18 protein-coding genes are annotated in these 19,229 nt (G+C 47.0%); 12 read left to right on the top strand and 6 right to left on the bottom strand.

All coding sequences use genetic code 11. The features are described from left to right. The first annotated feature begins 12 nt into the window (after positions 1 to 12). The 3 genes from Q9R46_RS15865 (at position 13) to Q9R46_RS15855 (ending at position 2,826) form a co-directional block, all read left to right on the top strand. On the top strand, positions 13 to 780 hold the full coding sequence (locus tag Q9R46_RS15865) for an ABC transporter ATP-binding protein (RefSeq protein ID WP_311280689.1): 768 nt from the start codon (positions 13 to 15) through the stop codon (positions 778 to 780). A gap of 61 nt (positions 781 to 841) precedes the next feature. Further along, complete coding sequence (locus Q9R46_RS15860) at positions 842 to 1,477, top strand: TetR/AcrR family transcriptional regulator (RefSeq protein ID WP_311280688.1); 636 nt, start codon at positions 842 to 844, stop codon at positions 1,475 to 1,477. A gap of 20 nt (positions 1,478 to 1,497) precedes the next feature. Next, positions 1,498 to 2,826 (top strand): MFS transporter, encoded by a 1,329-nt coding sequence (locus Q9R46_RS15855; protein WP_311280687.1) that lies wholly within the window; start codon positions 1,498 to 1,500, stop codon positions 2,824 to 2,826. A 237-nt stretch (positions 2,827 to 3,063) separates the two neighbouring features. Here the strand turns inward: Q9R46_RS15855 and Q9R46_RS15850 are convergent, their stop codons facing one another. The 4 genes from Q9R46_RS15850 to nirB form a co-directional block, all read right to left on the bottom strand. Beyond that, a complete protein-coding gene (locus Q9R46_RS15850; RefSeq protein ID WP_090914967.1) occupies positions 3,064 to 3,693 on the bottom strand; it encodes a YfbR-like 5'-deoxynucleotidase in 630 nt (209 codons plus the stop codon). 161 nt (positions 3,694 to 3,854) lie between these two features. Further along, positions 3,855 to 4,637, bottom strand: a complete 783-nt coding sequence (locus Q9R46_RS15845) for a formate/nitrite transporter family protein (protein WP_145332246.1) — start codon at positions 4,635 to 4,637, stop codon at positions 3,855 to 3,857. Between the two features lie 59 nt (positions 4,638 to 4,696). Further along, entirely contained in the window at positions 4,697 to 5,023 is a 327-nt protein-coding gene (nirD, locus tag Q9R46_RS15840; protein WP_311280686.1) for a nitrite reductase small subunit NirD, read from the bottom strand. A 63-nt stretch (positions 5,024 to 5,086) separates the two neighbouring features. Then, positions 5,087 to 7,516, bottom strand: a complete 2,430-nt coding sequence (gene nirB / locus Q9R46_RS15835) for a nitrite reductase large subunit NirB (RefSeq protein ID WP_311280685.1) — start codon at positions 7,514 to 7,516, stop codon at positions 5,087 to 5,089. A gap of 268 nt (positions 7,517 to 7,784) precedes the next feature. Between nirB and Q9R46_RS15830 the strand changes: the two genes are divergently transcribed. Next, positions 7,785 to 8,492 (top strand): metal-dependent hydrolase, encoded by a 708-nt coding sequence (locus tag Q9R46_RS15830; protein ID WP_311280684.1) that lies wholly within the window; start codon positions 7,785 to 7,787, stop codon positions 8,490 to 8,492. A 278-nt stretch (positions 8,493 to 8,770) separates the two neighbouring features. Here the strand turns inward: Q9R46_RS15830 and Q9R46_RS15825 are convergent, their stop codons facing one another. Next, a complete protein-coding gene (locus Q9R46_RS15825) occupies positions 8,771 to 9,091 on the bottom strand; it encodes a hypothetical protein (protein ID WP_154887971.1) in 321 nt (106 codons plus the stop codon). Positions 9,092 to 9,293: 202 nt separating this feature from the next. After that, a complete protein-coding gene (locus Q9R46_RS15820) occupies positions 9,294 to 10,367 on the bottom strand; it encodes a M42 family metallopeptidase (protein ID WP_145332240.1) in 1,074 nt (357 codons plus the stop codon). Positions 10,368 to 11,017: 650 nt separating this feature from the next. Between Q9R46_RS15820 and spoVAC the strand changes: the two genes are divergently transcribed. The 8 genes from spoVAC to yqeH all read left to right on the top strand — a co-directional run bounded on the left by spoVAC (position 11,018) and on the right by yqeH (position 19,213). Continuing rightward, on the top strand, positions 11,018 to 11,470 hold the full coding sequence (spoVAC, locus tag Q9R46_RS15815) for a stage V sporulation protein AC (RefSeq protein WP_311281044.1): 453 nt from the start codon (positions 11,018 to 11,020) through the stop codon (positions 11,468 to 11,470). After that, positions 11,467 to 12,483 (top strand): stage V sporulation protein AD, encoded by a 1,017-nt coding sequence (spoVAD, locus tag Q9R46_RS15810; RefSeq protein WP_311280683.1) that lies wholly within the window; start codon positions 11,467 to 11,469, stop codon positions 12,481 to 12,483. Before spoVAC ends, spoVAD begins: the two co-directional genes overlap by 4 nt. A 5-nt stretch (positions 12,484 to 12,488) precedes the next feature. Next, positions 12,489 to 12,839, top strand: a complete 351-nt coding sequence (gene spoVAE, locus Q9R46_RS15805) for a stage V sporulation protein AE (protein ID WP_145332236.1) — start codon at positions 12,489 to 12,491, stop codon at positions 12,837 to 12,839. A gap of 196 nt (positions 12,840 to 13,035) precedes the next feature. Then, positions 13,036 to 13,992 (top strand): AAA family ATPase, encoded by a 957-nt coding sequence (locus tag Q9R46_RS15800; protein WP_090914948.1) that lies wholly within the window; start codon positions 13,036 to 13,038, stop codon positions 13,990 to 13,992. Positions 13,993 to 13,995: 3 nt separating this feature from the next. Continuing rightward, complete coding sequence (locus tag Q9R46_RS15795) at positions 13,996 to 15,243, top strand: DUF58 domain-containing protein (RefSeq protein ID WP_145332231.1); 1,248 nt, start codon at positions 13,996 to 13,998, stop codon at positions 15,241 to 15,243. Beyond that, entirely contained in the window at positions 15,240 to 17,453 is a 2,214-nt protein-coding gene (locus tag Q9R46_RS15790) for a DUF4129 domain-containing transglutaminase family protein (protein WP_311280681.1), read from the top strand. Before Q9R46_RS15795 ends, Q9R46_RS15790 begins: the two co-directional genes overlap by 4 nt. A 108-nt stretch (positions 17,454 to 17,561) precedes the next feature. Further along, positions 17,562 to 18,089 (top strand): YqeG family HAD IIIA-type phosphatase, encoded by a 528-nt coding sequence (locus Q9R46_RS15785; RefSeq protein ID WP_090914942.1) that lies wholly within the window; start codon positions 17,562 to 17,564, stop codon positions 18,087 to 18,089. After that, a complete protein-coding gene (yqeH, locus tag Q9R46_RS15780; protein ID WP_311280680.1) occupies positions 18,086 to 19,213 on the top strand; it encodes a ribosome biogenesis GTPase YqeH in 1,128 nt (375 codons plus the stop codon). Before Q9R46_RS15785 ends, yqeH begins: the two co-directional genes overlap by 4 nt. Positions 19,214 to 19,229: the final 16 nt, after the last annotated feature.

Here is a 19,229-nt window from a genome sequence, read left to right as displayed (position 1 = left end):
GGCATGACGAAGATGACAACAATACTAGAAGCTAAAGATGTGAATAAATCCGTAGCGATTGGCGAGAATGAAGAACAGCGCATTCTGAAAGATATTAATCTGCAACTCAAAAAAGGAGAGTTTGTCTCCATTATGGGCCCGTCCGGTTCGGGTAAATCGACCCTGCTCTATAACATCAGCGGCATGGATCAGATCAGCACGGGCAGTGTGTTTTTCAACGGTAAACAAATATCGGCTTTCCCTGAAAAAGATCTGGCGAGTCTACGCTTGACCAAAATGGGTTTTATTTTTCAGAACATTCATCTGCTCAAAAATTTAAACCTGCTCGACAACATCATCCTTTCTGCTTATCTGGCCAAAAACAGCAACCGGGACACGATTAACAACCGTGCAATGTCATTAATGAAAAAAATGGGAATCGACGAACTGGCTGAGCATAACATTACCCAAGCCTCAGGGGGGCAACTGCAACGGATCGCGATATGCCGGGCTTTGATCAACAATCCGGATATTTTGTTCGGAGATGAACCTACCGGGGCACTGAATTCAAAATCAACACATGAGATCATGGACATTCTTGGCGATATTAATGCCACAGGAACGACGATTTTGCTCGTGACACATGACGTCAAAGTTGCAGCCCGCTCGGAACGAGTGCTGTTTATGATGGACGGCAATCTGGTAGCAGATAAAAACATCGGAAAGTATGACCGGGACAGACAGGATTTGAAGGCGAGGGAAAGTCGGTTAGCACAATGGTTGACGGAAATGGGGTTCTAAACTTAGAGCTTCATGACTAAAATAGACCGACAGTCGGTCGAGAGGTGATGGAGGACAGAATATGAGATTGATGAAAAATCCGGAGGAACGCAGAAATGAAATTTTGGATGCGGCCGAAATTCTGTTCGTGACCAAAGGGTACACCAAAGCAACGATTATGGATATCCTCCATGCTTGTGATATTGCCAAAGGCACATTCTATTACTACTTCCAGTCCAAAGAGGAGGTTATGCATGCCATCGTTATGCGTTTTATTATGAGTGGCGAAGCTGCGGCAAGACGTGTCGTGGTAGATCCCGAGCTCAGCGCGCATGATAAAATTTTCCGCATCATTATGACCCAGAATCAGCCTGATGATCGCAAGCTTGGCGTGATCGAGCAATTGCACAGCGTGCAAAATGTAGAAATGCATCAAAAAAGTCTGGTTGAAACGGTTCTTCGTCTCAGCCCCATTCTGGCAGAAGTCGTGGAACAGGGCATTCAGGAGGGGGTATTTCATACCCCTGCTCCTCAGGAAAGCATTGAGTTTTTACTCGTTTCCTCGCAGTTTTTGCTGGATCAGGGCATTTTTCATTGGCAGGAAGAAGAGTTTCAGAAGAAGGTTAGAGCATTCAGTCAGATTATGGAACGGGTTCTGGGTGCTGAACATGGAAGTTTTGCCTATGTAACGGAACTATATTTCCCGCATCAAGCTTAACAAGTAAAGGAGTTGTAACCATGGAACAAACTGCTCACAAATCATTTGGTAAATTTCTGATTGTCTGGTTTGGTCAACTGATCTCGATGATTGGTATCGGACTGACCGCGTTCTCTCTGGGGGTATATGCCTTCGAAAAAACCAACACGGCAACCAGCGTTGCGCTGATTACGCTATTTACGTTTTTGCCCAACATCTTGCTTCGCCCGATCGGTGGGGTGATGGCTGACCGATTTGACCGCCGTACGATGATGATTATCGGTGACCTTGGCTCTGCGGCTGGTCTGGTCTTTATTCTGTCGATCATGCTCACGGGTGATATACAGCTATGGCATATCTATGTGGGTGTGGCGTTCAGCTCGGTGTTCTCGGCGCTGCAAAGTCCGGCATATAAAGCGTCAGCAACCGACTTGCTGGATAAGGACCAATTCTCTAAAGGGAGTGGCCTGGTGCAGCTTGCGGAATCCTCCAAGTTTTTATTTTCACCGATTATCGCGGGTATTTTGCTAAGTGTAACAACGATTGAAGTTATTATGATCATTAACATTGCGACGTTCCTGATTGCCATTCTGGCCGTACTCGTTATTCGCAAGAGCATGAAGGTGGAGCGAGAGGAAAAGGACGATCGCAACTGGATGACGGATATTCAGGAGGGCTGGAGAGAGGTTGTCACCAACAAAGGCGTGTTGCTACTCGTTATTATCATTTCCCTGGTTACCTTCTATCTCGGGTTCCTGGAAACACTCATTGGCCCTATGCTACTCTCGTTTACTGATGCCAAAACACTGGGAACGTTTCAGTCCGTTAGTGCGATCGGTATGCTGATCAGCAGCTTGTGTATCGGTATTTTCACCATGACGAAGAAATATGCGAGTGTGCTGGTTGCAGGTTTGGTCATGTGTGGTCTGGCGTTCTCCTTACTGGGTGTATCGACGAACATTTACTTTATTATCTTTGCGGGTTTTCTGTTCCTGTCCTCCCTGCCATTTGTTAATATGAGTGCAGATGTGTTGGTGCGGAACAATATTGCCAATGAAAAGCAGGGCAGAGTGTGGGGAATTATCGGTATACTGTCCCAGCTTGGTTTCATTATCGCGTACAGTTTGGCTGGATTTCTGGCGGACCATGTGTTTAACCCATTGCTGGTGGAGGGGGGAGCGCTGGCATCCTCCGTGGGTCAGATCATTGGAACCGGGCCGGGCAGAGGTATAGCGTTGCTGTTTATCATTGCAGGCCTGTTCGTTATTCTGATTGCAATCGTCACATCACGTTTGAAAATGATCAAATCCCTGGAACAGAGCAGTGATATTACGTCACCTCCCGATGTGGGCGGACTTGCGCATGATTAACGATTCATCTAGTAGTGATACAGTAGAGTAGGGCTAGAGAGTCCTCATCCGATCTCGTGTAACGATCTGTATATATCAGACGTTATACAATGAGTTCAGATGAGGGCTATTTTATCTAAACGATGCAATCGTGAAAATCAGAAGCGGCATGACTAAAGAGGGTGACACGATCCAGCATATCGGAGCAACAAAAAAAGCTCTGTCCATGGATCCAATTCATCCGGTGGGCAGGGCCGATTATTGGGACAATGCTTCTTCAGTAATTTTGCGGATATCAAACGGGGAGCGGTTACCTTCTTCGATAATATCGGGCAGAATGTGATTGAGGAAATAACGAACACAGTGGAGGTCGATATTTTTGATCTTGATCAATGCGTAGCGGTACATGACAATGAATTCTTTTTCCGTATTGCCGCGTTGCAGCTCTGCAAATGCTTCATACACTTGATCCATTTTATCAGCTACTTCAAGGATAAGCCCTTCAACGGAGTTGTCTTTACCTTCGCGCAGTTGTCTGCGGAAAATATCTTGAAACTCAGGCGGAATATTCTCATTAATAAAGTGTGATACCATGCCTTCTTCCACCTGTTGCAACATGGAACGAAGCTCCAGCGAGTAGTGTTTGACCGGTGTTTTGATATCACCAATAAAAATTTCGCCATAATCATGGCTACTGGTGATCTCGTATAACTTTTTCCAATCAATGCTCACGCCTTGCTGTTCCTCGATGTCGGCAAGTGTTTTGGCATACTGTACGACTTTCCACGAGTGGGCGGATACACAATGTTCTTCGAATTTGAATTTGCCAGGAGTTCGAATGATACGTTCAAGATCGTTCAGTGATCGGAAGTACGTATGGATTCCCATAGATGTGATCATCCTTTGCTAGTTATGGTGGTCGATACACCGACTATACTGTGGTTATGTTAACCGAAGATTAACGATCTATACATCCTATGTAAATTTGTAAAGGGAATATCAAAAAGCCACAGGAATGCTGAATCAGATTCAGTTTCCTGTGGCTTTTATTATGCTTTTTTGCGTACCGGTGAAGTGTACCAGTAGGCCATACCGACAAACAGGGCGCCACCAATGATGTTACCAAGTGTGACCGGAATCATATTGTGGAACCAGCCAGCCAGCGAGATCGTATCCGGGTGGTTAGGCAACAGCCATGCCAGGGACAGGAGGGTCATGTTGGCTACACTGTGCTCATAACCGCTTGCGATAAAGGCATACAGACACCACCAGATGAGAACCAGTTTGGCGATATCTTCTTTGGAGCGAGCAGACATCCAGATGGCCAGACATACCAGCCAGTTACAGAGAATGCCGCGGAAGAAAAGCTCAGTTACTGGAGCACTCATTTTTTTGGCAGAAACGACGAACAGAAGATGCTCCGGGGTGGCTGCTTTGAACAGACCGCTACCTACAATCAGCAGGCTAAGCAGGACGGCGCCGATCAGGTTGCCCAGAAAAACAAGTCCCCAGTTTTTTAGCGTATCATTCACTGTGGTACGTCCGGCGAGTGTACTCATCGTAAAAAACATGTTGTTCCCTGTGAACAGCTCTGACCCGGCAAAGATCACCAGCGTCAGGGCGAGTCCGAAGGACATACCCATCAGCATCGTTTGCAGTGGTGAGTGTGCGGCAAGCAGCGGAGCTCCGATACTAAAAATCAGGATAATGCCGAGCCCCACATAGGCACCTGCCATTAAGGCAGCGACCATGTAACGTGGCAAACTTGCATTCATCTGATCTCTCTTTTTGACGGCAGCCTCAATAATTCCTTCAACACTTGGTGTATACATCACAGTTTCCCCCATTAGTCAACTTCAATCTCAATCTCCATTGTACAGCAGAGCAGAGGTTATACAGCAATCCAGACCTGGTCATTCTCGACCTTGACCGGATACATCTGCACTTGACCGGTGTCTGGTGCCTGCACCTGACCTGTCGTCAAATCAATTTTCCAGTCGTACAGCGGATCATAGAGGTAGTGCCCAGAGACTATGCCCTCCGCCAGCGGTCCACCCTTAGGGTGGGGGTTATGGTTATCAACAGCAAAGATGGTGCCATCCGAAGCACGGAATACCGCAAGCTGAAGATCTTCGATCTCGACAACTCTGCCAATGCGTGGCAGAAATTCATCTATAAATCCAGCCGGGAAATACGTACCTGTTTGTTTGGTTGTCATCGTAAACCACTCCTTTGGTATCCATTGGTTTCTCTACTTGAATCCTATATAATATAAGTTGGTTTATGGACGTGACGTAACTTCAATGCTATGGAACATTTTGCTCTGTCCTTCTTCATCACGAATCGCTTTTTGCCATGGTTCTTCCACCTGTGCGAGGGCAAACTCGATCCGTTCCATCAACGCTTTACGTTCCTCCACATTATCCACAACAACCGAGCGAATGTGCTCCAGACCCATGCGTTCTACCCATTCCGATGTACGCTCCAGATAGTTACCTGTCTCCCGGTAATACTGCATGATGGCTCCGCACAACTCAATCAGTTCATCATCGGTTTTCACTTTGCACAGCGAGTCAGCAAGTCTTGCTTTGATCCCGCCATTACCACCGATGAAGATTTCCCAGCCGCCGTCATTCCCGACGATCCCGATATCCTTCGTGCATGCTTCTGCACAGTTCCGAGGACAGCCGTTCACGGCATATTTGAATTTGGCTGGCAGATCAAGACGTTCAAATTTACGTTCGATTCGTGCACCCATGGCCATGGAATCTTGTGTACCGAAGCGGCAGAACTGGGAGCCAACACACGTTTTAACAGTACGAAGCGATTTTGCATAGGCATAACCCGAAGGCATATCCAGTTCAGCCCAAACTTTAGTCAAATCTTCTTTTTTGACACCGATGAGATCCAGTCGTTGACCGCCCGTCACTTTAACCGCTTTGATATCATATTTAACCGAAACATCGGCGATCTTTTTCAGATCGGCTGGTGTCGTTACCCCGCCGTACATCCGAGGTACAACGGTGTATGTTCCGTCTTTTTGAATGTTGGCGTTCATACGTTCGTTAACAAAACGTGATTCTTTTTCATCCTCGTGTGTGTCCGGATAGATCATGCCCAGATAGTAGTTGATGGCCGGACGGCATTTCGAGCAACCCTCAGGCAGGCTCCAGCCAAGTACATTCATGACTTCCTTGCTCGTTTGCAAGCCTTTTTCCCGGATTTCAGCTACAATCTCATCCCGCCCGAGAGTTGTACAGCTGCAGATTCCCTGTTTGGCTCCGGCAGTGAAGTTATCTCCTAGCACATATTGCAAAATCTGTTCGACTACCGGCTTACATCCTCCGCAAGAGCGGGTTGCACCTGTACAGGCTTTAATCTCGTCAACTGTAGTTAGACCCTGGTTTGTAATGACATCCATGATGGCACCTTTGGTTACGCCGTTACATCCACATACGATTTCATCTTCAGGCATCGTTTCAACAGACGCCGTTTTTTTATGACCGCCGCAGCCTGTACCCATAAGTGAACCATACAATTCATCGGTCATTTCAGTCTGGTTCCTGATCAGTTTCTGCAGTTCGGCGGAATCCGTAATGTCACCAAAGAGTACGGCACCTACCATTGTATTGTCACGAAGCAGGATTTTTTTGTAAGTACGTTTCCAGTCGTCTTTCTGTGAAATCACGGTATGTTCAGGGCTGTCAATGAATTCGCCAGTAGAGAAGACGTCTACACCCGAAATTTTCAATTTGGTGGATACAACCGAGCCTTCATACGGAGCTGTTTCGACTCCGCAAATATGTTTCGCAAGAATCATTCCTTGTTCAAACAGTGGCGCCACAAGTCCATAACACACACCGCGATGTTCATTACATTCTCCGACAGAGTAAACATCCTTCAGTGAAGTCTGCATGTAGTCATCCACGACAATGCCTCGGTTGACTTCGATACCGCTCTCGCGAGCTACAGCTATATTCGGTTTAATACCAACCGCCATGACCACAAAATCAACATTCAACACAGATTCGTCGGCAAAACGAATGCCTTCAACCCGGTCTCCACCCAGGAGTTCGGAGGTTTGTGCTCCCATTTTGAATTTAATTCCCTGACGCTCCAGTTCCGCTTTCAACATGGCAGAAGCCTGTGGATCGAGTTGACGCTCCATCAGATCATCCATCAAATGCACAACGGTAACATCCATGCCGAGTTGGACAAGTCCTTTAGCAGCCTCCAGACCCAGCAGTCCGCCCCCGATGACAGCCGCTGTTTTGTATGCTTTTGCTGCTTCCAGCATGATATTGCAATCGGCGATATCACGGAACCCAACGACACCTTGCTTGTCATGTCCGGGTACAGGGAGGATAAAAGAACTTGAACCTGTTGCGATAATAACTTTGTCGTACGGAGTACGGTGCCCATCTTCTGTTACAACTTCACGAGTCTCCGCATCAATGCGGGCAACGGTTGTGCCTGTATGCAGCGTAATGCCATAGTCCTTGTACCAGTGAAGATCGTTAAGGACAATGTCATCCAGCGTTTTACTGCCTTCCAGGACATAGGACAACATAATACGATTGTAATTGGGATAAGGTTCTGTACCAAAAACCGTAATATCAAAGCGCGAAGTTAATTTTAGAATTTGCTCTACAGTGCTGATTCCGGCCATTCCATTACCAATGACAACTAATTTTTCTTTATTTCCGCTCATGTGAATGCCTCCTTGTGTAAACCTGTGCATTTACCAACATTTTTAATGGCTTATATTTGAATTATACAATGACTACCAAGCTTGGATGTGATTTATTTCACTAATTACGATAGATCATTCATAGTAAATTAAGTGTGATGAGCATCACGAATAAAAATTTTTTTTCAGAAATAAGAAATACGAACTATTGTTCTTGTTTTTCTTTCGAGGTATGATCAGATTGGGGTCGGTGACGTTCCCTATTTTCTCGAAAGGACGTTTTTGCATCATGATGGGAAGATCCCACCTGATTATCGGTACAGGCGTGTCACTTTCAGTGTTGCAACTCCTTGGAATGCAGGTTACTGCTCCAGCTGTAACTGTTGCATTAATAGGCTCGTTGTTGCCAGATATTGATGAGCCTAATTCATTGCTGGTATCGAAAGCATTGCCGAGCAGTTTGATTCGACTGTTACAGACGATTCTTTTGCCTGCGGCTGTGTTTGTGTATTTTTACGTTCCCGCCAAACCGTGGAATCTGCTACTCGCTGTTTTAATCGGGCTTGTGTCGTTCCTGCCGTCGCGATCACTGCGTAAAGTACTGATGTTTGCCATTGGACTGGGCTTGGTCTTTTATGGTCATGCTTTTGCTCCGTGGAATCTGATTGCTGGCAGCCTGCTTATGTTGTGCACGACACTTACACACAGGGGATTAACGCATACCTTGTACGGAACAGCTGTTTGGACGGGTTTGCTCTTCAGTACAACGCAGCAACAAGGCCCAGAAATTTGGGTTGCTGGAGGTTCCGCTTATGCTCTACATCTGCTTGCCGATTCCTTGACCAATAGGGGGATTCGACCGCTGCCACCATTAAAGCTACGTATTCGAGCAAATCTGATGAGTACGGGAACCAAGCATGGAGCAGTTGTAGAAAATGTCTGCGTAATCCTGACACTGATTTTGGCATGGTTTGCATTCTCGCCTTTATTTCTGTAGTACAACCACAAACGCCAGCCCATTATTTATGGACTGGCGTTCTGAAATCAAGAGCTTAACTTGATGAATTTACTAAGAGCGCACCGTCTTAAAAATTGCAGTTTAGGTACCATGTCAAGCAACGGCAAGTTCAAGCTTTTGTAGGTGTACTGCTGAGCGTATCAATATCTGTAGTGCCAAACGCAAATAAAACGACAAGAATAAGAACAATTAACAGCTCGGCAAATCCGACTCCATCAAATTCAGACATCACAGCCACCTCTTTTCTTGCTTGGCTTTTAGGAATTTATACGTTGCTGAAAAGCCTGAATGACATCGTTCAGGGTCATATCTCGGCCCGTCTCATCCAAGAATTGCACTAGTTTATCTGAATTAGAGGGTTCAATCTTTTGGAGTGTTTTATATTGGCCCACTAATTCTACAACTAAAGTGGCTTCTCTAAACAGCGTGACCGCATCCACTCTTAATTTCCCGCTAACCAATAACGCGGCAACGATCAATTCAAGTTTCTTTCCTTTTAAATTGCCACTCAGAAGGGTATTTGCGGCATTAGTTTTTCTGGAACCTTTATTTGATTTTCCGTTCCTTCCCATTGCCATACAAAGGTCCCCCGCTGTTTGATGTGTTGGTTCTTCGTCTTTAGTTAACTAACCTTCCATTATCATATCTTATGTATCTCATGCTCAACATGTTCAAACGAACCCTATATTTATGTAAATAATAGAAAAAGAGATACCCCGAAAAAGATTCAATGAGGTATCTCTATAGTTTAAAGCTTTAAACCGTTGATTTATGCCTGAATCAGGCGTTATTAATAATGGTTTCCATCGTTGAACGATCGAGACCTTTCACGAGCTTCACAATCAATTCTTTAGCAGCATCGTAATCATCCGTATGAATAATGGAAGAAGAGGTATGAATATATCGGCCGCAAATGCCAATTACGGTAGAAGGTACACCAATACCACTCAAGTGAACCTGACCTGCGTCCGTACCGCCCGGCGAGATGAAGTATTGCGTCTTGATCTTATTGGAAGCAGCAGTGTCCTTAACATACTCCACCATTCCACGGTGCGTGAACATGCCTGGGTCAAAGATACGAAGCAATGCGCCTTGACCGATATGACCAAAGGATTGTTTATCACCCGTCATGTCATTAGCCGCACTACAGTCCAGAGCAAAGAAAATGTCCGGCTGAATGAGGTTGGCTGCTGTACGTGCTCCGCGAAGTCCGAGTTCTTCCTGAACCGTTGCACCGGAATAGAGGATATTGGGCAGTTTCTCTTTGTGCAGTTCTTCCACCAGTTCAAGAGCTAGACCAACACCATAACGGTTATCCCAGGCTTTGGCCATAATTTTCTTAGGGTTGGCCATCGGTGTGAATTCACAGATCGGTACGATCTGCATTCCCGGATGAATCCCCCACGATTCAGCTTCCGCACGGTCATCTGCGCCAATATCCAGGTACATTGAATTCAGGTCTACCGGTTTGCTGCGCTGGGATTCATCCAGCAAGTGCGTAGGCGTGGAGCCGACAACGCCTGTAATCCGGCGTTCAGGAGTAATAATCTGAAGACGCTGTGAAAGCACAGCTTGACTCCACCACCCACCGAGTGGACGGAATTTGATCATCCCCGTTTCCGTTATGCCTGTTGTCATGAAGCCAACTTCATCAAAATGTCCGGCCACCATGACTTTAGGGCCAGTTTCATCTCCGCGCAGAACACCAAAGAGACTGCCCAGGCGATCTTGTACAAATTCATCGGTATATGCGGACAATTGCTCTTTCATCCAGCCGCGCAGTTCACGCTCGAAGCCGGAGGCGGAAGGGAACTCCGTTAATGTCCGAAACATGTCCAACGTTTTTTCATTCATGTGTTAACAACTCCTCTGTTGATATGTATGTCAGGTCACAGTAAAACGGTTGCTGGCCTGGTGTCCTTTTTTCGTGCAAAGGACTCGTTATTAACCACTGGTCACATTATAGTATGAACCTTGCACAAGTGAATGTCCATGTTTATGTTACGTTTTTAAGGCATGATTTTGCGTGGTTAGTCTGGATTTTCCGTTTTTCTATTCCGCTGTTGTCTCAATCTTGAAGTCGCCTTCATGAATATGATTATAAAAGGGAGCCATATTCTTCTGTAATCAGGCTGTCCTGTTAAACGACGTTCAAGCGTAGGAAGGAGCCGGGATACAAGATGAAGCCTCCTGAAGAAGGTAATGAGAAGGTGCTGTTCATTGTACTCTTTATTTTGCTCGTCATCATTCTTCTTTATTTATAGACCAAACAGGTTGTGAACTACAATTAAGCGGCGTGATACTATACAACTTCCCCAACTCTTTCATTTTGGAAACATCTGCTGTTTCTCGCCGGATACATAACCTTGCCGATAATAACAAACAATGTATAGAAGTGCTCCACAATCGCCATTCAGCTATAACTGCAAACCATTCACATAAAGGAGGTCCTGAGCTTGCCAGAACAATCTGCAACCGGAAAAAAGAAAACCTCATCGCTCTCGATGGATGAAAAGGAATATAAAAAGGTCGCCAAAAAACATGAGCCGTCACGCCCGATTCTGAAAAACTGCATCAAGGCTTTCTTTGTGGGGGGAACCGTCTGTTTGATTGGACAAGCCATACAGGAAGCGTTCATGGCTGGGATGGACATGACATCCAAGGAGGCTTCAAGTCCTACTGTCGCGGTTATGATTCTGATCTCCGTGATCCTGACTTGTCTTGGTGTATACGACAAAATCGCGCAGTGGGCGGGCGCTGGCACAGCTGTACCGGTGACGGGATTCGCGAATTCCATGTGTTCTGCTGCCTTGGAGCATCGTGCAGAGGGGCTGGTGCTCGGTGTTGGAGCGAATATGTTCAAGCTTGCCGGTTCCGTCATTGTTTTTGGGGTCGTTGCGGCTTTCATCATTGGAATTGTGTATGCATTTTTGGGCTTCGGAGGTGGACATCTATGAAAAGGCTGGGCCGCCAGACCTGGGAGTATGATCATCAGCCGCGAATTATAGGCAGAGCTACCGTTGTAGGTCCAGATGAAGGCAAAGGGCCGTTATCTTCTGATTTTGATTACGTATATGATAACTTGGAGATCGGTGAAAAAACATGGGAAAAAGCAGAACGCAAACTGTTGGAACAGGCATCCCAGCTTGCATTGGTGAACGCCAATATTACGAAGGAAGAACTGCATTATTTTGTCGGCGGGGATCTGATGAACCAGATTATAAGCAGTTCATTTTCGGCAAGGCAACTGGGTGCACCCTATCTCGGTGTATTTGGAGCCTGCTCAACCTCAATGGAAACGTTAGCCCTGGCGTCTATGATTGTTGATTCCGGTGCCGGCGATTACGTGCTCGCTGGAACGGTAAGTCACAACTGTACGGTGGAAAAGCAGTTTCGATATCCAACGGAATACGGTTCCCAGAAGCCGCCATATGCTCAATACACCGTCACGGGTTCCGGTTGTGGTGTCATTTCCCGCACAGGACAAGGCCCATATGTAGCAAAAGCCACGATTGGCCGGATTATGGATCTCGGCATCAAAGATCCTTTTAATATGGGTGCAGCGATGGCACCGGCAGCCGCCGATACGATTATTTCTCATTTTAGAGATACCGGGCTGGAGCCAGGATATTATGATCTCATCGTTACAGGTGATCTGGCTTCCGTAGGTTTGCCTATAACGAAAGAACTTTTGCATAAAGAAGGGATTCCGATGGAGCAGACCGTGTTTAACGATTGCGGACTCATGATCTATGATCGGGAGAATCAGCCTCAAGTCGTTGCCGGAGGGAGCGGCTGCGGATGTTCTGCTACCGTTACTTATGGTCACATCCTGAACCGGATGCAAAAAGGGGATCTGAAGCGTGTGCTTGTGGTTGCGACAGGAGCGCTCCTGTCTCCACTCTCATATCAGCAGGGTGAAAGCATTCCTTGTATTGCACATGCTGTCGCCATTGAACAGGAGGGTTAAGAGATATGCAATTTCTATGGGCTTTTATCGTAGGTGGTCTGATCTGTGTAATCGGACAGCTGTTGATGGATGGCGTGAAGCTGACACCCGCGCATACGATGAGTACGCTGGTGGTGGCTGGTGCGGTAGCAGATGCCTTTGGCTTGTACGACCCTCTGGTGAAATTCGCTGGCGCAGGGGCATCGGTACCTATTACAAGCTTTGGGAATTCTTTGGTGCACGGAGCTTTAACTGAACTGGAAAAAGAGGGATGGATTGGCGTGATCACCGGTATTTTTGACCTCACCGCGGCAGGGATATCGTCGGCGATTATCTTTTCTTTTCTCGCGGCACTGGTTGTTCGCCCAAAAGGTTAAATTTTAAAATATATGCTGTGATAAGCAGAGGCTTCGGATCGATGTGATCCGCGGCCTTTTTTTTGTCGTATTCATGCGTTAATTGCGGTGAATCAGACGACTGGAAACAAATTGTGAGTTCCTTCGAGTGTACTCGTGACGTTGGATCATGTACAATAAAAGGAAATCTGTATGCTTTTTTAGGAGGTTAGACCACATGCCTGTGCGCAAAGAGTCGATCCAAATCATCTCTGCAGTTCGTTCAAATCTGGAGTCCTGCATTATGGGGAAGTCCTTTGAAATTCAACTTTTACTCACAGCTTTGCTAGCAGGTGGACACGTTCTGATTGAAGACGTACCGGGAACGGGCAAAACACAGCTGATCAAAGCACTATCGAAATCCATGCGCGGGGAATACCGGCGTATTCAATGTAATCCTGATATCCTGCCAAGTGATATTACGGGAGTTTCTGTTTTCCATCCGAAGGATGAGCGTTTTTATTTCAGACCGGGTCCGGTTATGACCAATATTTTGCTCGCAGACGAGATTAACCGTGCAACGACGAAAACGCAATCTGCATTGCTGGAGGTCATGGAGGAGCGCAGTGTAACCGTAGACGGCGACACGTACGATCTCCCGCATCCTTTTATGCTCTGTGCTACGCAGAATCCGATTGACTTCGAGGGGACGTATACGTTACCCGAAGCGCAACTCGACCGCTTTATGTTAAAAATCAGTCTCGGTTATCCCGACAAGGATATTGAAAAGACGTTGCTGAAGCAACATCAGTCGGGCCAACCGGTAGATCGGCTTGAATCCGTGACTCACATGGACCAGATCTCGGCTATCCAGCAAGAGATTAAAGAAGTGTTCATCGGAGATCCTGTGATGGATTATCTGTTGGATGTTGTTCGCCACACGCGCACGCACCCGTCTGTTTTATTAGGAGCGAGCCCAAGGGCTGCGATTTCCTTTATGATGGCCGTAAAAGCTTTTGCCTTCCTGCAAGAAAGAGACTACGTGCTACCGGATGATGTGAAAACGATGGCTCCGTATGTCATCTCTCATCGTATTGTACTTCGTCCCGAATCCAGATTGGACAGCATGAGCTCAGAGGCCGTTCTGAACGCTGTATTACAGCAGGTTCGTGTGCCTGTATCGATGGGGCAATAGTTGATGAGACCGCTTTTGACTACAGTCAATCGAGGCTTACGCCACCCTCGCGTATGGGGCATCGCCGTGGTGTGGATGTGCTGCCTTGCATACGTTTTATTTCAAGGAGGAAAGACCTCACTTATGCTATTGTCCATGGTAACGCTGCTTTGCCTGTATCTTGCCATTGCTGGATTCAGCGGTGTGAAACGGGCTCAGGGCGTACGGAGGCTCTCCTCGGGACAGGATCATGAAGAACTGCTTCATGCCGGTGATCAGGTGCGGGTGAAGCTGAACTTGACCATTCCGGGATTTCTTCCGCTTCCTTATGTGGTTGTGCGTGAGATGTTACATCGGCACAATGGGGAATCGTGGTCATTTAAGGAGAGTCTGATCCCGAGTATGAGGGGAACGGGTGAACTGTCCTTCCAAACTCCGCCGCTTGAGCGGGGGAAATATGTTTTCTCGGAAACGGAATGTGCTAGCGAGGATATTTTTGGATTGATCGAACATCGTGGAACATTCAAGGCCAGCGGTGAATTTCGTGTTTTACCTCGTACGGTATTTATTCCTTATTGGCAGCTTTATGATCGCAAGTCACGCTTGTCTGGACCACAAACAGCCTTGACACGTTCACGCAGGGAAACAACCCAGATCAACGGTGTGCGTGACTACGTTTACGGGGACCGACTTTCTCGCATTCACTGGAATGCCACAGCCAAAACAGGCAACTGGAAGTCTAAAGAATTTGAACATGAGTCTGTGCCTAAAACCATCCTGGTTTTGGATGCGCTCGGCAGGAGCTATCCGCACGGTGAAGCATTCGAACTGGCCGTTTCTACTACAGCTTCTCTGCTAGACTATGGCAGTAGGGAACGCATGGGGATGGGGTTGTTAACCCTGGCTGATAAGTCATCCTTCATGCCTCCAAGTGAAAGTCTGATTGAACGGCAGAAGATGATGCATCATCTCGTGGATATCCAGGATAACGGAAAGGATGCTACCTTGTTGCCTGGAGTTGAGAAAATAGCGCGTCAGTTCCCACAGGGAGCTTATTTTGTTGTCATTTCTCCCCAAAAAGATGAAAAAATAATTGAGTTGCTTCGTTGGGCAGATACACGTGGCATGACTCCATGTCACATTTTGATTGATTCCAACGAATCCCGCCAAAGTAAGGAATGGAATGCCATGCTACGTGGCAGGGGCACGAGATCATTCACCGTTGCTCATCTGCAGGAGCTTCCGACGGTTATGGGGGGAGGTTCGGTATGAATGCCATAAGAAATGAAAGTCTGGGATTGAAAAGATCCTGGTATCATGCGGCAAGTTTGCTCTGGATATTTCTCATTGCGCTGCAATGGATATCGTTCACCCAGGAGTCATGGTACACCGAGACGACTTCGCTGGTGCTGTGGACTCTGGCGGCTGTAAGTATTTTGGAGGTCATTCTTCCCTTTAGAATGCTGTATCGAACGATAATCAAGGCCGTTGTTCTCTTATATATTTTGCATAAAACGTTGATTGATTACATGGTTTACATCCCTTACGGAACGCTAACAGAGCGTGTTGAGCAATTGATCTTGCACATGCCTCCGTACGTCTGGTTTTCCTTGTGTGCGTGGGTGATGTTGGAGGCAGCGCTTCGCCTTGTAAACTCAACCCGCCGCATTCTTGTGTTTCTGGGAGTGAATATCATATCTCTAGGCATCCTGGATTCTTTTACTCAAATTCCGCTCTGGGTTGAGATCGCTTGGGTGATGTTTGCAGGTATGGGGTGGCTCGTATGTCAGCATTTCCGTAATTATCAGTTACAGTACCCGCAGGGCTGGAAACGAATGATTCGGTATCCTTATAAAATACTGGCGAATATTGCTATCATTTTCTCATTAATTATTGTTGCCAGTGTGAACATGCCGGAAATTCCGCCAACCTTGACCGATCCGTACACCGCTTGGAGGAATTACACGGGAACATCCGCAAACCAATCCGGGAATGGAGTACTGGATCTTCCTACCGCGACGGAGTCAGGATACAGCCGCGAGGACAGTCAGCTTGGTGGGGGATTTAACTTTGATTACACCCCCGTCATGTCCATTACGACCAGTGACCGAAGCTACTGGCGAGGGGAAACGCGTTCTGAGTATACAGGTACGGGCTGGGATGAGCCTGGACGTTCTTCTATGGAGAATGTGTCAGCCAGTCAAACGCTGGAAAATGAAGAGGCTGGCAAAGTAAAAACGAAAAAAGTCACGCAGAAAGTAACGATGCTGAATGACACGGTATATCCCATTTTGTTTGGTGCTTATTCCATATCACAAGTGAGCTCGGTGAATGGCGAAGAAAGAGCGGATCGTATGCTTTGGAATACAGAGCGGGCGGAGTTGCACGTGGTCACATCGCGTCAGCAGCCGCAATATCCCAAAAACTATACGGTTGTATCCGAAGTACCGATTATCGTGGAAGATGAGTTACGCACCAAATCAGCAGATGCTCTGTATACAAGCAATCCGGCAGAGGACAAGTATTTACAACTACCTTCCCGATTCCCCGAAAGGGTGAAGGATCTCGCTGCCGAGGTTACAGCGTCTGCAAAAACACCGTATGAAAAAGTAGCATTACTGCAAGACTATTTACAACAAAACTTCAATTACACCAACAATCCGGATCTATCCCGGAAAGTGAGCAATGATTTTGTTGAAGGTTTCTTGTTTGATATTCGTGAAGGGTATTGTGATTACTTTTCCACCGCGCTTGTGATGATGGCAAGGGCGGAAGGTATTCCAGCCAGATGGGTAAAAGGTTATGCGCCCGGACAGATGTCGCTGAACTCGGACATGCAGGCTCCTCGTCAGCCGGGTGCCCCCATTGAAACGACCTACACGGTTACGAATGCGGACGCTCATTCGTGGGCAGAAGTGTATTTTGGTGAGTACGGATGGATTCCGGTTGAAGCAACCCCGGGTTTTGATATGCCGCTACTGACCGAATCACCTGAGGTTCAGCCGGCTGATCAGCCGGAAGATCAACCAGAGGAAGAACCGGTTCAAGAAGAAAAACAAGCACCAACGCCTGAGCAGACTACAAATATGATTCCAAGCTTTGTGATCTGGATTGCCGTTGCTGTTATCGCACTGTGGGTAGCCTATATGTTCTGGCGCAACCGCCTTTCGTTGCGATTCTTGTTACTTCGCCTGCGGACCGGCAGACCGCTGACACCTGAACAGAAGGTGCTGGCTGAGACAGAACGCTGGATTCGTTATGCGAGAAGACGAGGTCTGACGCGCAGTGGGGACGAAACGCTTCGTGAGTCTGTAACTCGCTGGAGTCAGCTTAGACCATCTGCCCAGACGACTTTTGAAGAGCTATTAATGAAGTTTGAACAGACCCGCTACAGTCCGGCAACCGTAACCGCCGATGATTGGAAGGTTGTCTATGAGGCAGCTTTGAAGCTGCGGAAGGAACTGAAAGCGGAACGGGCATAGATCATGCCCGTCCCGTTTTTCCTTTTTTTAACGTGATATAGGGTGTTTTCGTTTTCAGGAAAGACAGATTTGTGATATAGTGTGTCGTATGAAACTGAGGTGACTTCTTTGTTTAAAATGTTAATGCCCAAGCTGCGTGTAGACACAGTTTTTGATATTGATTTGGACGAACTGTACGCTCAAGGGTATCGTGGAATCATAACTGACCTGGATAATACGCTTGTTGGAGCCAAAGCACCTGATGCTACACCGGAATTGATCGAATGGTTCGCGCGTGTAAAAGAGGTGGGATTCAAGCTGATGATTGTGTCCAATAACAATCTGAATCGGGTGTCCCTGTTTGCCACTCCGCTGGATATCCAGTTTGTGCATAGTGCACGCAAACCATCGAATGTACCGTTTCGTAAAGCAATGAAGATGATGGAGCTTGCTCCCGAAAAAACGATTGTTGTAGGGGACCAGATGCTGACCGATGTTTATGGTGGGAACAGACTTGGACTCTATACGGTTCTGGTACTGCCCATTTCCATCGGGGATGAGGGTTTCATGACTCGCTTTAACCGGAGAGTAGAACGGATTGCTCTGTCGAATTTGCGTAAGAAAGGCTTATGGCTTGAGGAGGAAAAAAAGAAATGACAGAACCGCATAACGGCAACATTGCCGTAAGATGCAGTGGATGCGGCGTGAATTTGCAAACGGAAAATCCGGATTTGCCCGGATATCTTCCAGAAAAAGCACTTGACCGTGAACCGGTCATCTGCCAGCGCTGTTTCCGTATCAAAAATTATAATGAGTCATCATCTGTAACGGTGGATCAGGACGAATTCCTGGCTCTGCTCAGCAAAATCGGGGATAAGGATGCACTCGTCATTCATATCGTTGATTTGTTTGATTTTGATGGCAGTATTATCTCTGGCTTGCAACGCTTTGTTGGAAACAATCCGGTACTGCTTGCCGTGAACAAAACGGACTTGCTTCCTAAAGTCACCAACTGGAACAAAGTTCGGAACTGGGTGCAAAAGCAAGCCAAAGAACAAGGCCTGCGGACAGTAGATGTAGTGCTCTGCAGTGCGAAGCAAAACCAAGGCTTTGACCGTCTGCTTGAGCTCGTAGGCACGCACCGTGGAGATCGGGATGTGTACGTTGTCGGTGGAACCAATGTCGGTAAATCGACACTGATCAACCGTCTGATCCGAGACTACAGCGATCTGGAACAGGAACTGACAACCTCGCGTTATCCGGGAACGACACTGGATATGGTGAACATTCCGCTAGACGATGGAAAATATATTATTGATACGCCGGGAATTGTGTATCCTTGGCGCTTCAGTGAAATTGTATCCCGTAAGGATCTGGCTGCAATTATGCCAGAAAAACCGCTTAAACCTGCGGTGTATCAATTGAATTCCGGCCAGACACTATTCTTCGGTGGTATGGCCCGGTTTGATTTTATTGAAGGGGATCGCCAATCGTTCACTTGTTTTATCAGCACTGCTATGAACATCCACCGGACGAAGCTGGATCGGGCAGATGATCTATACCGTGAACATTTAGGGGAATTGCTCGCTCCACCAACACGGGAGAACGCCGCTGAGATGCCGGAATGGACGAGACATGAATTCCGGATTAAACGTGGCAGTCAGTCAGACATATTCATCTCTGGTCTGGGCTGGATCAAAGTTAACGGAGATAACGGTGCTTTAGTGGCTGTCCATGCTCCAAAAGGCATTCGGGTGCTGATTCGTCCTTCCCTGATCTAGTTTGGATGCCAGAACG

It is taken from the genome of Paenibacillus sp. RRE4 (genome assembly GCF_031844205.1).
Lineage (GTDB): Bacteria > Bacillota > Bacilli > Paenibacillales > Paenibacillaceae > Paenibacillus > Paenibacillus xylanexedens_B.
Note: the sequence above shows the minus strand (reverse complement) of the source record. Positions and strands in the feature narration are given on the sequence as shown.